General features: G+C 68.9%; 13 protein-coding genes and 1 riboswitch. Of the genes, 5 read left to right on the forward strand and 8 right to left on the reverse strand.

What is annotated here, in order from left to right:
* Positions 1-6: 6 nt before the first annotated feature.
* The gene (locus RCP80_RS01100; RefSeq protein WP_308480586.1) at positions 7-1,962 is read left to right on the forward strand and encodes a DNA polymerase III subunits gamma/tau; all 1,956 of its coding nucleotides are present in this window, start codon (positions 7-9) and stop codon (positions 1,960-1,962) included.
* A gap of 7 nt (positions 1,963-1,969) precedes the next feature.
* Here RCP80_RS01100 and RCP80_RS01105 read toward each other — a convergent pair whose 3' ends face one another.
* The 3 genes from RCP80_RS01105 to RCP80_RS01115 all read right to left on the reverse strand — a co-directional run bounded on the left by RCP80_RS01105 (position 1,970) and on the right by RCP80_RS01115 (position 5,146).
* Entirely contained in the window at positions 1,970-2,287 is a 318-nt protein-coding gene (locus RCP80_RS01105) for a DMT family transporter (protein WP_308480587.1), read from the reverse strand.
* An 11-nt stretch (positions 2,288-2,298) separates the two neighbouring features.
* Positions 2,299-2,364, reverse strand: a riboswitch (guanidine-III (ykkC-III) riboswitch).
* Between the two features lie 86 nt (positions 2,365-2,450).
* Positions 2,451-3,770 (reverse strand): class I SAM-dependent methyltransferase, encoded by a 1,320-nt coding sequence (locus RCP80_RS01110; protein WP_308480588.1) that lies wholly within the window; start codon positions 3,768-3,770, stop codon positions 2,451-2,453.
* On the reverse strand, positions 3,767-5,146 hold the full coding sequence (locus RCP80_RS01115; RefSeq protein WP_308480589.1) for an FAD-binding oxidoreductase: 1,380 nt from the start codon (positions 5,144-5,146) through the stop codon (positions 3,767-3,769). Before RCP80_RS01115 ends, RCP80_RS01110 begins: the two co-directional genes overlap by 4 nt.
* Before the next feature lie 87 nt (positions 5,147-5,233).
* On the opposite strand from RCP80_RS01115, the gene RCP80_RS01120 reads away from it, so the two are divergent.
* The gene (locus RCP80_RS01120) at positions 5,234-5,671 is read left to right on the forward strand and encodes an SRPBCC family protein (protein WP_308480590.1); all 438 of its coding nucleotides are present in this window, start codon (positions 5,234-5,236) and stop codon (positions 5,669-5,671) included.
* Between the two features lie 75 nt (positions 5,672-5,746).
* On the opposite strand, the gene RCP80_RS01125 is transcribed toward RCP80_RS01120, so the two are convergent.
* Positions 5,747-6,517 (reverse strand): Rv3717 family N-acetylmuramoyl-L-alanine amidase, encoded by a 771-nt coding sequence (locus RCP80_RS01125; RefSeq protein ID WP_308480591.1) that lies wholly within the window; start codon positions 6,515-6,517, stop codon positions 5,747-5,749.
* Positions 6,518-6,627: 110 nt separating this feature from the next.
* Between RCP80_RS01125 and RCP80_RS01130 the strand changes: the two genes are divergently transcribed.
* Entirely contained in the window at positions 6,628-6,966 is a 339-nt protein-coding gene (locus RCP80_RS01130; RefSeq protein ID WP_308480592.1) for a YbaB/EbfC family nucleoid-associated protein, read from the forward strand.
* A 12-nt stretch (positions 6,967-6,978) separates the two neighbouring features.
* Positions 6,979-7,590: a recombination mediator RecR gene (recR, locus tag RCP80_RS01135; protein ID WP_308480593.1), complete on the forward strand. Its 612-nt coding sequence runs from the start codon at positions 6,979-6,981 to the stop codon at positions 7,588-7,590.
* Between the two features lie 9 nt (positions 7,591-7,599).
* Here recR and RCP80_RS01140 read toward each other — a convergent pair whose 3' ends face one another.
* Both RCP80_RS01140 and RCP80_RS01145 read right to left on the reverse strand, forming a co-directional pair.
* Positions 7,600-8,307, reverse strand: a complete 708-nt coding sequence (locus tag RCP80_RS01140) for a type 1 glutamine amidotransferase (protein WP_308480594.1) — start codon at positions 8,305-8,307, stop codon at positions 7,600-7,602.
* Positions 8,304-9,530, reverse strand: coding sequence for a Mur ligase family protein (locus RCP80_RS01145; RefSeq protein ID WP_308480595.1), 1,227 nt, complete (start codon positions 9,528-9,530; stop codon positions 8,304-8,306). Before RCP80_RS01145 ends, RCP80_RS01140 begins: the two co-directional genes overlap by 4 nt.
* A gap of 99 nt (positions 9,531-9,629) precedes the next feature.
* Here RCP80_RS01145 and RCP80_RS01150 point away from each other — a divergent pair, with 99 nt between their 5' ends.
* Positions 9,630-10,616 carry a DEDDh family exonuclease gene (locus RCP80_RS01150; protein ID WP_308480596.1) on the forward strand — a complete coding sequence of 329 codons (987 nt, stop codon included), beginning with the start codon at positions 9,630-9,632 and terminating at the stop codon, positions 10,614-10,616.
* On the opposite strand, the gene RCP80_RS01155 is transcribed toward RCP80_RS01150, so the two are convergent.
* A complete protein-coding gene (locus RCP80_RS01155) occupies positions 10,613-11,005 on the reverse strand; it encodes a PLDc N-terminal domain-containing protein (protein WP_308480597.1) in 393 nt (130 codons plus the stop codon). The genes RCP80_RS01150 and RCP80_RS01155 overlap by 4 nt on opposite strands.
* A 114-nt stretch (positions 11,006-11,119) precedes the next feature.
* On the reverse strand, positions 11,120-12,973 hold the full coding sequence (gene leuA / locus RCP80_RS01160) for a 2-isopropylmalate synthase (protein WP_308480598.1): 1,854 nt from the start codon (positions 12,971-12,973) through the stop codon (positions 11,120-11,122).
* Positions 12,974-13,123: the final 150 nt, after the last annotated feature.

Here is a 13,123-nt window from a genome sequence, read left to right on the forward strand (position 1 = left end):
GCTGGCGTGGCTCTCTACCGCAAGTACCGACCGGCGACGTTCGCCGAAGTTGTGGGCCAGGAGCACGTCACCGAACCGTTGTCGACGGCGCTGCAGGCCAACCGCATCAACCACGCGTATCTGTTCTCCGGCCCGCGCGGTTGCGGTAAGACGTCCTCGGCGCGCATCCTGGCCCGCTCGCTCAACTGTGCGCAGGGGCCCACCCCGGACCCGTGCGGGGTCTGTGATTCGTGTGTGGCGTTAGCACCCAATGGCGGCGGCAGCGTCGACGTCACGGAATTGGACGCCGCGAGCCACGGCGGTGTGGACGACACCCGCGAACTGCGGGACCGGGCCTTCTACGCGCCGGCGCTCTCGCGCTACCGCATCTTCATCATCGACGAAGCGCACATGGTCACCACGGCCGGTTTCAACGCGCTGCTCAAGATCGTCGAGGAGCCGCCCGAACATCTGATCTTCGTCTTCGCGACCACCGAACCGGAGAAGGTGCTGCCGACCATCCGGTCGCGGACCCACCACTATCCGTTCCGGCTGCTGGCCCCGCGCACCATGCGGACGCTGATCGAGAAGATCACCGCCGCGGAGAACCTCAACGTCGACGACGCGGTGTATCCACTGGTGATCCGCGCCGGTGGCGGTTCGCCGCGCGACACCCTCAGCGTGCTCGACCAACTGCTTGCCGGAGCCGACGGCGACCACATCGGCTATCAACGCGCACTGGCGCTGCTCGGTGCCACCGACATCGCGCTGATCGACGACGCGGTGGAGGCGCTGGCCGCCGGCGACGCGGCAGCCCTGTTCGGCGCGGTCGAGGCCGTGATCGACGCCGGTCACGATCCGCGCCGCTTCGCCACCGACCTGCTCGAGCGCTTCCGCGACCTGCTGATCCTGCAGGCCGTGCCGGACGCCGTGACCAGCGGTGTGGTGGACGCGCCCCAGGACGAGCTGGAGAAGATGCTGGATCAGGCGAGCCGGATCGGGCCGGCCACCCTGACCCGCTACGCCGAGGTCGTGCACGCCGGTCTGGGCGAGATGCGCGGCGCCACCGCACCGCGCCTGCTGCTCGAGGTGGTGTGCTCGCGGCTGCTGCTGCCGTCGGCCAGCGATACCGAGTCGGCGTTGTTGCAACGCATCGAGCGCATCGAGACCCGACTCGACATCTCCATTCCGGCGGCGGAGGCCGGCGAGGGCGCCGCGGGGCGCGCGCCGCGACAGTTCGTCCGTCGCACCCAGCAATCCGGCCCGGACGTGTCCGCCGAGCCCGCTCCGGCAGCGCAGGCTCCGGCCGCGGCCGTGCCGGCTGCGCCCGCGGTCGCGCCCCCGGCGCAGCCCGCTCCGCCCGCAGCGGCGCCGCCGCCACCGTCCCCGCCGGCGTGGGAGCCCCCGCCGGAGCCCAGGCCCGCCCCCGAAGCGCCGGCCCCGCCGCCGCCCCCGGCCCCGCCGACGCAGCAGGCCCCCGCGGCCCAGCACCCCGCGCCGGCTCCGCCGGCTCCGACAGCCACGCCGGGTGAGCCCAACGCCACCGCGGTGCGCAGCATGTGGCCGACCGTTCGGGAGAAGGTCCGTAATCTGCGTCGGCCCACCGACGTCATGCTCGACGGCGCCACGGTGCGCGCCGTCGAGGGCGATCTGCTGATTCTCAGCCATCCGGCGGCACCGCTGGCCAAGCGCCTGAACGAGGACCGCAACGTCGAGATCATCCGCGAGGCGCTCAAGGATGCCCTCGGGGTGAACTGGCGGGTGCGCTGCGAAGCGGGCGGTGCCGAGACGCCGCCGCCGCCGGTGGTCGCGGCGGTCGACTCGGAGCCGGCGGCCCCGGCCGTCGATCAGCGTGCCGAAGAGGAGAGCATGCTCGCCGAGGCCGCGGCCGATGATTCCGACGCGGGCCCGCGCCGCGATCCCGAAGAAGTGGCGCTGGAGCTGTTGCAGACGGAGTTGGGCGCCCGCAGGATCGCGGACTGAGCGGCGCTCAGCTGCCGACGAGCTTCAGGCCGACCACGCAGCCGATGATGCCCAGGATCAGCAGAATCTTGACCAGCGAGACGCTTTCGGTGCCGGTGATCATCGCGTAGGCCACCGTCAGCGACGCGCCGATGGCCACCCACACCGCATAGCTCGTGCCGGTGGGTAGATCCCGCATCGCGATGGCGAGGCCGCCCATCGAAATCACCGCGCCGACGAAGAACACCAGCGTCGGCACCAATCGGGTGAATCCGTGTGACATGCCGAGCGCGGTAGCCCAGACCGCCTCGAAAACCGCTGAAACCACAAGAATCAACCAGGCCATGGCCCACCTCCGTGGCCCCGTCTTGTCGCTGGCCGGGTACGGAGGCCCCCTCGTCCGGTGTCACCTGCTGACGGCTTCCAGGCTAACACCGACGGGGTGGATCATTTGGTGAGCTTGGCCACCATCTGGTCGCCCACCGACTCTGGCCGTGGCACAGGCGATTTCAGGCTCGCCACCACGGACGCAGCGGAAGGCCGCCGTTGTTGCCACGGTTGTCGAGTTTGGCCGCCAACACCTGATGCAGCTGCACCACATTGGATTCGAAGCCCAACCGCGAGCCGGCCATGTACAGGCCCCACACCTTGGCGGTCGGCAGGCCCACCTCGGCGACAGCCTCGTCCCAGTGCTCGACGAGGTTGCGGCACCAGTCCCGCAGCGTCAGCGCATAATTCATCCGCAGGTTCTCCTCGTGCAGCACCTCCAGACCGCCGACGTCCTGCATCTCGGTGATGATGCGGCCGGAGCCGGTCAGCTCACCGTCCGGGAACACGTACCGGTCGATGAAACCGCCGGCCGTCGGCCCGGTGCGGTTGTTCGGACGCGTGATGCAGTGGTTGAGCAGCAGGCCGCCCGAGCGCAGCTTCGAAGTGAGGAAGCCGAAGTAGGCGGGGTAGTTGGCCACTCCGACATGCTCGGTCATGCCGATCGAGGACACCGCGTCGAATCCGGTTTCGAGCACGTCGCGGTAGTCGCTGTGGCGCACCTCGGCCAGCTCCGACAGGCCCTCGTCGCGGATCTTCTGCTGCGCCCAGGCGGCCTGCTCGGCCGACAGCGTCGCGCCGACGGTCCGGACGCCGCGACGCGCGGCATAGCGCACCATGCCGCCCCAGCCGCAGCCGACGTCGAGCAGCCGATCGCCCTCCTTGAGCCGCAGCTTCTCGAACACCAGCCGGTATTTGTTCTCCTGGGCCTCCTCGAGGGTGGCGTTGGGGTCCGGATAGCAGGCGCAGGTGTAGGTCATCGACGGGCCCAGCACCAGTTCGTAGAACCGGTTGGACACGTCGTAGTGGTGGTGGATGACCTCGGCGTCGCGAGTCTTGCTGTGCCGCAACCCCTCTGCGATGCGTCGCCAACGCGGCAGGGCCTCCTGCGGGGGTGGGGGAATGGGCTTGAGCCGTTCCACCCCGATCGACCGGATGATCTGGGCGAGCGTCCGCGCGGACGGCCGCCTGAAGTTCAGCTTGTGCGCCAACGCCGTGAGAAGGTCGTAGGGATCGCCCGGGTGCACGCCGTAGGCCTCTAGATCGCCGGAGACATAGGCGCGGGCCAGGCCCAGGTCGCCGGGCGCGGTGGCCAGATAGGTGGTGCCGCGGGGAGTCAGCAGCGTCAGGCCGACCGGGGCGTCGTCCGGACCGGCCGAGCTGCCGTCGTACGCGGTGAACCGCAACGGCAGGCCGTCGTCGCCCGCGGTGAAGATCTCCAGGATCTCCGCGAGTTTGAGCTTGCCGTTGCTGGTGGCCGGTTGCTCCTTGAACGTGGTCATCGCCGCTGTACCGCCTTTGCGTAGAGATCCAGTAGACGTGCGTCGGGGTCGTGGGTCTTCTTGACCGTCTTGTAGGTTTCGCCGCCGTACAGGTCGTCGAACTCCTCTGCGGAATAGTAGGAATCGGAATACAGCGACTTGTGTCCGTCGAGTTCGGTGATCTTGGTTTCGATCATGCGGTTGGTGTACCCGGGGCTGGGGCCCACCGGAACCGACGACCAGAAGCCGACGTTGACGTAGCTCAAATCGGGTTGGATCGGATACAGCGGCCAGCGATGCCGATCGCGTAACCGCAACGGGCACAACCAGATCGGATCGATCGGAATGGTATCCAAGAACCACTGCAGGAATTCGGCGGTCCGTTCGATGGGAACCTCGACGTCCTGGACCACCCGTTCGCGCGGCGGGCGGCCCTTGCGCTGCTCGATCCGGTCGGCGATGTTGAACCGTTGGTCGTAGCCGATCAGCTTCCAGTAGAAACTGCTGCGCCGCAGGCGGCGCGGCCAGAACCGCCGAATGCCGGGATGCTGTGCACCGAAGGCCCGCGAGCACCAGAACCAGTCGGTGTCCCAGCGCCACAGGTAGTCGTGGATGGTCAGCCGGTCGTGTTTGGTCTCGCCGTCGTGCTGGATCGAGCGGTAGTAGATCTGGCTGCCGGTGTAGTCGCTGACCGGGCCGGTGGTGGCGGTCTGGCGCCCCAGGCACAGGTAGGACTCGTCGGCGCTGAACACCACCCCGTCGAGGTAGTCCACCCGGGTCCCGTTGTGGCCGCCGGTCTCGATGATGCGGTCCAGCGCGGCGATGAGGTCGGCCAGCGACCGGAAGCGCAGATGCTCCAGCGCCACGAACGGTGCCACCGACTCCAGTTCGATCCGCAGCCGCACGGCGTAGCCCAGCGTGCCGTAGGAATTCGGGAAGCTGCGGAACAGGTCGCTGTGCTGCACCGGACTGGCGGTCACCACCTCTCCGGCGCCGGTGAGGATGTCCATTTCGAGCACCGATTCGTGCGGCAGGCCGTTGCGGAACGAGGTCGACTCGATCCCCATCCCGGTGACGGCGCCGCCCAGCGTGATCGTCTTGAGCTGCGGCACCACCAGCGGCGCCAGGCCGAACGGCAGCGTGGCGGCAACCAGATCCTCATAGGTGCACATGCCGGCCACGTCGGCGGTGCGGGCCGCGGCGTCGACGCTGATCACCCCGGTCAATCCCGACACGTCCAACCCGGGGGCGTCACTGCGGGCGCGGGCGCGGAACAGGTTGGAGGTGGGCTTGGCCAGCCGGACCGTGGCGCCCGGCGGGATGGCGCGGTAGCTCGCGAGAAGGCGTTCGACGCCGCTGGCATGGGCCGAGAGTGCGTCAGTTTCGGGAACGGACACACATATACGCTAGTCGCAGAGCGCGGTCGATGCGACCGCTCGGCGGGCGAGTCCCCCGGACAATCACTGGAGCGAGGAGTTTTTGCCATGGGACAGGTCAGTGCGACCAGCACGGTTCTGGTCAACGCCACCCCGGACGAGGTGCTGGCCGCCGTCGCCGACTACAACGAGGTGCGGCCCAAGATCCTGTCCTCGCAGTACAGCGACTATCAGGTGCTGCAGGGCGGGGTCGGCGCGGGCACCGTGGTCAAGTGGAAGCTGCAGGCCACCAAGTCGCGGGTCCGGGAAGTGCAGGCCAACGTCGACATCGCGGGGAAGACCGTGATCGAGAAGGACGCGAACTCCACGATGGTCACCAACTGGACCGTCGCCCCGGCCGGGCCCGGGGCCTCGGTCACCGTCAAGACCTCCTGGACCGGTGCCGGCGGCGTCAAGGGCATCTTCGAGGGCATCTTCGCGCCGCTCGGATTGAAGAAGATCCAGGCCGAGGTCCTGAAGAACCTCAAGAACCAGCTGGAGCGCTGACTTCGCGCGCCGAGTTGCTTTGTTCGCGGGGTTAGTCGCGAAACGGGTACAACAACCCAACTTTCGGCGGCCCGCTCAGGTCGTCGCCGGCTGGGTGGCCAGGTAGGCGACGATGCCGCGGACGACGGCACTCGCGTACTTCTGCCGCCCGGTGTCGGTGGTGATCAGGCCCGAGTCGGCCGGATTCTTCATATTGCCCAGCTCGACCAGGATCGCCGGGTACTGCGCCAGGTTGAGCCCGGCGATATCGGAGCGCGGGTTCAACCCGTTGGTGCCGATGTAGTTCGCGGCCGGGATGCCCGAGGCCACCAGTTGGTCGCGCATGGTCTGGGCCAGCCGCACCGCCGGGCCGGCCTGCGCCTGGTTCAGCGGCGGGTTCGAGTACAGGATGTGGAATCCGCGTCCCGAGGCCGGACCGCCGTCGGCGTGGATCGAGACGATGGCGTGCGGACGCACCGAGTTGGCCAGCGCGGCCCGCTGATCCACGCACGGCCCGGCCGAACTGTCGTCGCCGCGGGACATCGCGGTGCGCACGCCGTGGCGCATCAACTCGGCGCGGATGCGCAGCGTGGTGTCCCAGGTGAAGCTGTGTTCGGGGTAGCCGTCATTGGTGGCGCTGCCGCTGGCCTGGCAGTCCTTGGTGCCGCCGCGCCCGGTCGGGACCTGGCGGCTGTTGTGGGCCGACTCGTTGACCGCGTTGTGACCGGGATCGAGGAACACGATCTTGCCGGCGACCGACGGCACGGCCTGCGCGACCGGGGCAGTCTGCGGTGCGATGAGCGAGGACGCGAGGACGACGACGGCGGCCAGTGGGGCCCCGACACGCAGGCAGGCAGGTACGTGCACTGGGCCAACGTAGCCCGGCGCCGTCTACCCTTGAAGAGGCGAAAGCGTGAATCGCCGATGCGCAACCAAGTCGAGACCCAGCCGAAACAGATACGTGAAGGGGACCAGTCATGCAACCCGGTGAAGGCGCACCCGACATGTCGGCACTGCTGGCACAGGCTCAGCAGATGCAGCAGCAGTTGATGGAGGCGCAGGAACAGCTCGCGAACACCGAGGTGCACGGTCAGGCCGGCGGCGGGCTGGTGCAGGTCACCGTGAAGGGCAGTGGCGAGGTCGTCGGCGTGGCCATCGACCCGAAGGTGATCGATCCCGAGGATCCCGAAACCCTGCAGGACCTCATCGTCGGAGCGCTCGGCGACGCGGCCAAGCAAGTGACGATCATGGCGCAGTCGCGGCTGGGGCCGTTGGCCAGCGGCATGGGCAACGCTCTGGGAATGCCGGGATTCTGACCTTGGACCACCATGTTTGAGGGCCCCGTCCAGGATCTGATCGACGAGTTGGGCAAGCTGCCCGGCATCGGTCCGAAGAGCGCGCAGCGCATCGCGTTCTACCTGCTGTCGGTGGAGCCACCGGATATCGATCGGCTGACCGCGGCGCTGGGCCGGGTGCGCGACGGGGTGACGTTCTGCGAGGTGTGCGGCAACGTGTCCGACGCCGCGCGCTGCCGGATCTGCGGCGACCCCCGCCGCGACGGCACCCTGGTGTGCGTGGTCGAGGAGCCCAAGGACGTGCAGGCCGTCGAGCGCACCCGCGAGTTCCGCGGCCGCTACCACGTCCTCGGCGGCGCGCTGGATCCGCTGTCCGGGGTCGGACCGGAGCAGTTGCGAATCCGTGAGCTGCTCAACCGCATCGGCGAACGCGTCGACGGAGTGGACATCGCCGAGGTCATCATCGCGACCGACCCCAACACCGAGGGCGAGGCCACCGCGACCTACCTGGTGCGCATGCTGCGCGACATCCCCGGCCTGAGCGTCACCCGGATCGCGTCGGGCCTGCCGATGGGCGGCGACCTGGAATTCGCCGACGAGCTGACGCTGGGCCGCGCCCTGGTCGGCCGCCGCGCAATGGCCTGAGGGGGCGGCCTAGACGCGGCGGGGGGCGGCCAGGCGTTCGCGGCGCAACTGCTCCACCTCGGCCAGCTCCAACGGTGCCAGCGGGCCCACCACCTTCGCGAGCAGATGGTCGGCCAGCTCGGGGTTGCGGGCCAGGCAGCAGCCGTGCAGGTAGGTGGCCACCACGCTGCCCTGCACCGCGCCGTCGTACCCGTCGCCGGCGCGATTTCCGGCGCCCTTGGTGACCCGCGCCAACGGCTGCGAGGCGGCGCCCAGAACCGTTCCGCCGCGGTGGTTTTCGAATCCCGTCAACGGCTGGGTCAGACCGTCCACCAGGGGCGTCGCCGCCACCTCGCCGATGCTGCGGGTCTCCTGCGGGCTGGTGGTGACGTCGAGCATCCCCACGCCCTCGACCCGTTCCCCGGCCGAGGTCTCATACCAGTGCCCGAGCACCTGGATCGCCGCGCAGATCGCCAGCACCGGCGCCCCGCGCTCGGCGGCGCGCTGCAATCCCGGATAGCGGATCAGATGCTTGGTGGCCAGGCGCTGCGCGTAATCCTCGGCGCCACCCAGCGTGTAGAGATCCAGCGATTCTGGCACCGGGTCGGCCAGCGTGATCTCGACGATCTCGGCGTCGATGCCGCGCAGCCGCAACCGCTGCCGCAGCACCACCGCGTTTCCGCTGTCGCCGTAGGTGCCCATGACATCGGGCAGCACCAGCCCGATCTGCACGCTCATGCCAGCCGCCGATTCAACTGCAGCATCGCCGTGTAGTTGGCGACGACCTCGACGTGTCCGGGCGGGCACGAGGCGATCGCCGCCACCGTGTCGTGCACGAGGGTGTGCTCGACCCCGGCGTAACCGAGTCGGACCGCGAGGTCGGTGCCGCGCTCGCCGGCGGCCACCACGGGAAAGGCCGGGTCCACGAAATGCTCGAAGTTCACGTCCCACAACCAGGACAGGTCCTCGCCGTCGGGAACCTGCCCGTTGACCGCGATCACGACACCGGCCGCGGCGGAATCCACCATCGACAGCGCCTCCTGCCAGCCCGCGGGGTTCTTGGCCAGCAACACCCGTGCGGTGTGCTCGCCGACCCGCACCGTGCGGTAGCGCCCGGCCACCTCGTCGACACCGGAGACGGCGGCCACCGCGGCCACCGGATCGGCGCCGAGGGTCACGGCCGCGGCGACGGCCTGGGCCGCGTTGCCACGGTTGACCGCACCCGGCAGGGCCAGCGTCATCGGCACGGACAGGCCGTCGGGACCGTAGAGGTGGTCATCGTCGAACCACCATTGCGGACTCGGCCGCTTGAAGTCGACGCCGGTGGAGAACCAGTCGGTGCCTTCCCGCACGATGATCTCGCCGCTGCGCGGACAACTGACCGAGTCGCCCGACCAGCCCGCCCCGGCGGCCACCCACACCACGTTGGGGCAGTCGTAGGCGGCCGAGGTCATGAGCACGTCGTCGCAGTTGGCGACGACGACGGCGGCGGGATGGCGCGCCAGGCCCGCGCGCAGGGTGCGTTCGATGTGGTTGATCTCACCGACGCGGTCGAGCTGATCCCGCGACAGGTTCAGCAACACGATGACCTCGGCGGCCACGGCGTCCAGGACATGCGGGACGTGCATCTCGTCGACCTCGAGGGCCGCCAGCTCGGCGTCGTGCCCGGCGGCCAGGGCCGCGATCAGGCCCGCGTCCATGTTGGCGCCCTCGGCGTTGGTGGCGACCGGGCCCAGGGTCGCCAGTGCGGCCGCGACCATGCCGGTGGTGGTGGATTTGCCGTTCGTCCCGGTCACCACGACCGCACGCCGGTCCGCACCGAGTTGGCGCAGCAGCGACTTGTCCAGGGTCATCGCGACCAAACCGCCGATCATCGCCCCGGCGCCGCGGCCGGTGACGCGGGAGGCCCAGCGCGCGGCCGAGCCGGCGGCCAAGGCAAGACGTCCCCGGGTGGTGATCACCGCAAGAGTTTATGTCCTGTCCGGTGCGCCGTGTCGACACGGTTTTACACAGCGCCGCCAACGCCCGGGATTGTCACCGGTGCGTGCCATTCTGAGGTCGTGAGCCACTTCTGGGGTCGACCAGCTGCCGAATCCGGGCACGGGTGGGCGGTCGTCGACGTGGAGACGTCCGGATTCCGGCCGGGGCAGGCCCGGGTCCTCAGCATCGCGGTGCTGGCGCTGGGCCCGGACGGCCAGGTCGAACAGTCCCTGGCCAGCCTGCTGAACCCGTGTGTCGACCCGGGGCCCACACACGTGCACGGCATCACCGCCGAAATGCTGGAGGACCAGCCGACCTTCGCCGACATCGCCCCCGAGGTGGCGAACCTGCTCAACGGCCGCACCCTGGTCGCGCACAACGCGGCCTTCGACTACTCGTTCCTGGCGGCCGAGGCCGAACTGGCCGCCACGGCCCTGCCGATCGACACCGTGATGTGCACCGTGGAGCTGGCCCGCCGCCTCGAGCTGGGGCTGGACAACCTTCGGCTGGAGACGCTGGCGCGGCACTGGGGCGTGGCGCAGACCCGCCCGCACGACGCCTTCGACGACGCGCTGGTGCTGTCCCGGGTGTTGGCGCCGGCGCTGGCGCGGGCCCGCGACCGGGACGTGTGGATCCCGGTGCGTCCGGTGACCCGTCGCCGTTGGCCCAGCGGACGGATCACCCACGAGGAGCTGCGCCCGCTGAAGATGCTGGCCTCGCGGATGCCCTGCCCGTATCTGAACCCGGGCCGCTACGTGCGGGGAAAGCCGCTGGTCCAGGGCATGCGGGTGGCATTGTCGTCCGATTGCACGCGCACCCATGAGGAACTCGTCGAGCGGATCCTGCACGCCGGATTGGCGTACTGCGACAACGTCGATCCCGAGACCTCGCTGGTCATCTGCAACGAGACCGTGCCCGAACACGGTAAGGGCTACGCCGCGCGCGAACTCGGTGTGCCGGTGGTTCCCGACACCGAGTTCATGACGCATGTGCGCGACGTAGCCAGCGGTACCGGGATCGACGAGTTCGTCGACGCCGTCGACGGCGGCCAGTTCGCGCTGTTCTAGGCCAGCGCCTTGACCTTCAACGCGTCGAATTCCGCCTGGGTGATGGTGCCCGTTTCGAGCAGGTTCTTCGCGTCGGCGATCTCCTGCGCCGGGGACCGGCCGGCGGCCTGGCGGATGTAGTCCTCGGTCTGCCGTTGCGCCGACATCGCGGAGTCCCGGGCGCGTTCGGCCATGCCCTTGCCGCGGGAGATCAAGTACACCAGCGCGGTCAGGTACGGGAACACGATCAGGAAGATCACCCAGATCGCCTTCACCCAGCCCGAGGTTTTGTGGTCCCGCCAGAACAGGTCAACGATGATGTTGAACAGGATCAGCAGATACGCGATGAACGCGAAGATGACCAGCGAGTACCAGACCAGACCCCAAAACGAGTCCCAATCGAATTCCATGCGAAGCTCCTTGTCCCCGAGAGCGTCGAAATTGACGCCAGCGGGAGAGTAACCCCGGTCAGGGCCCGCTAGGGGGGCAACCGGCGGCGCTGTGGCCCAGTCGTGACGTGGTCGTTAGCTGGACCGGGCCGCCCGGTTGACCGCCGAGACCACCGCGCGCAGCGACGCCGTCGTGATGGAGGTGGCGATTCCCACGCCCCAGACGGTCTGGCCGCCGATCGAGGCCTCGACGTAGGCGGCGGCCTGGGCCTCCTCGCCCGCGGACATCGCATGCTCGGAGTAGTCCAGGACGTTGACGTCGTAGCCCACCGCGGCCAACGCGTCGATGAACGCGGCCAGCGGACCGTTGCCGGTCCCGACGATCTCGCGCTCGACGCCGTCGACCTTGACCACCGCGGTGACGGTGTCGGTGCCGCCGTCGACCTCGGCGGCGTCCACCTTCTGCCGGACCCGCTCCAGCGGTGTGACCGGCGCCAGATACTCGTCGAAGAAGGCGTCCCACATGACCTTGGGTGAGACCTCGCCGCCCTCGTCGCCCGCACCCTCGGCGATCGACTGGATCGCCCTGCTGAACTCGATCTGCAGTCGTCTCGGCAGCGCCAGCCCGTAATCGGCCTTCATGATGTAGGCGACGCCGCCCTTGCCGGACTGCGAATTCACCCGGATCACGGCCTCGTAGGTGCGGCCGACGTCCTTCGGGTCGATCGGCAGATACGGAACCTGCCACAGGATGTCGTCGACGTCAGCGTCGGCGGCGTCGGCCGCCACCTTCATCTGGTCCAGGCCCTTGTTGATGGCGTCCTGATGGCTGCCGGAGAACGCGGTGTACACCAGATCGCCGCCGTAGGGATGCCGCTCGGGAACCGGCAGCTGGTTGCAGTACTCCACCGTGCGGCGGATCTCGTCGATGTTGGAGAAATCGATCTGCGGGTTCACGCCCCGAGAGAACAGGTTCATGCCCAGCGTCACCAGGCACACGTTGCCGGTGCGTTCGCCGTTTCCGAACAGGCAGCCCTCGATCCGGTCGGCACCGGCCTGGAAGCCCAATTCCGCTGCGGCAACGGCAGTTCCGCGGTCGTTGTGCGGGTGCAGGCTCAGGATGATGGAGTCCCGACGCGCCAGGTTCCGGCTCATCCATTCGATCGAGTCGGCGTAGACGTTCGGGGTCGCCATCTCGACGGTGGCCGGCAGATTGATGATCAGCGGAGCTTCCGGCGTCGGCGCGATGACCTCGGAGACCGCGTCGCAGACCTGCTTGGCGTACTCCAGTTCGGTGCCGGTGTAGGACTCGGGCGAGTACTCGTAGCGCCAGAACGTGTCGGGGTACTTCTCGGCCTCGGCCAGGCACATCCGGGCCCCGTCGGTGGCGATCTTCTGCACCTCGTCACGCTCGGCGCGGAACACCACGCGGCGCTGCAGGATCGAGGTGGAGTTGTAGAAGTGCACGATCGCGCGGGGGGCGCCCTGGCAGGCCTGGAAGGTCTTTTCGATCAGCTCCGGGCGGCACTGGGTCAGCACCTGGATGGTGACGTCGTCGGGGATCGCGTGCTGCTCGATGATCTCCCGCACGAAGTCGTAGTCGGTCTGGCTCGCCGACGGGAAGCCGACCTCGATCTCCTTGTAGCCCATCCGGACCAGCAGGTCGAACATCCGGCGCTTGCGGGCCGGGCTCATCGGGTCGATCAGGGCCTGGTTGCCGTCGCGCAGGTCGACCGCGCCCCACAGCGGTGCGCGGTCGATGACCTTGTCCGGCCACGTGCGGTCGAACGGTGCGCCGGGCGCTCCGCCCGGTACTTCCAGCGCGAAGCTGCGGTAACGGTGCACTGGCATCGACGAGTTGCGCTGGGTGTTCCAGGCGGGCTGGTCGGCGGGGGACGGGTCCGACGGCGTAGTGATGGTGCGCCCGGTCGACGACCAGGAGAACGCGTCGGGAGAGTCCAGAGAAGAAGAGTCGGGATAGCTGGTCATGATGGTGGCTCCGAGGGTCTAGGGGAATTCAGACCGGCGCATCGCAAAAGACCCGCGACGGGAAGCCAGTCCGGATCAGACCCCGTCGCGGCGCCCGAGGAGGAGCACACGCTGCACGGCAGTCACTGTACTCCGGTGCGGTGGCGTGGC

This window comes from Mycolicibacterium sp. MU0053, from assembly GCF_963378095.1.
In the GTDB taxonomy this organism is placed as follows: domain Bacteria; phylum Actinomycetota; class Actinomycetes; order Mycobacteriales; family Mycobacteriaceae; genus Mycobacterium; species Mycobacterium burgundiense.

Bases quoted from the DNA above. Each gene is read 5' to 3' on its own strand.
- RCP80_RS01130 (WP_308480592.1), top strand. From the start codon at position 6,628: ATGCAACCCGGTGAAGGCGCACCCGACATGTCGGCACTGCTGGCACAG.
- RCP80_RS01140 (WP_308480594.1), bottom strand. From the start codon at position 8,307: ATGAGCGTGCAGATCGGGCTGGTGCTGCCCGATGTCATGGGCACCTAC.
- leuA (WP_308480598.1), bottom strand. From the start codon at position 12,973: ATGACCAGCTATCCCGACTCTTCTTCTCTGGACTCTCCCGACGCGTTC.
- RCP80_RS01105 (WP_308480587.1), bottom strand. From the start codon at position 2,287: ATGGCCTGGTTGATTCTTGTGGTTTCAGCGGTTTTCGAGGCGGTCTGG.
- recR (WP_308480593.1), top strand. From the start codon at position 6,979: ATGTTTGAGGGCCCCGTCCAGGATCTGATCGACGAGTTGGGCAAGCTG.
- RCP80_RS01120 (WP_308480590.1), top strand. From the start codon at position 5,234: ATGGGACAGGTCAGTGCGACCAGCACGGTTCTGGTCAACGCCACCCCG.
- RCP80_RS01155 (WP_308480597.1), bottom strand. From the start codon at position 11,005: ATGGAATTCGATTGGGACTCGTTTTGGGGTCTGGTCTGGTACTCGCTG.
- RCP80_RS01110 (WP_308480588.1), bottom strand. From the start codon at position 3,770: ATGACCACGTTCAAGGAGCAACCGGCCACCAGCAACGGCAAGCTCAAA.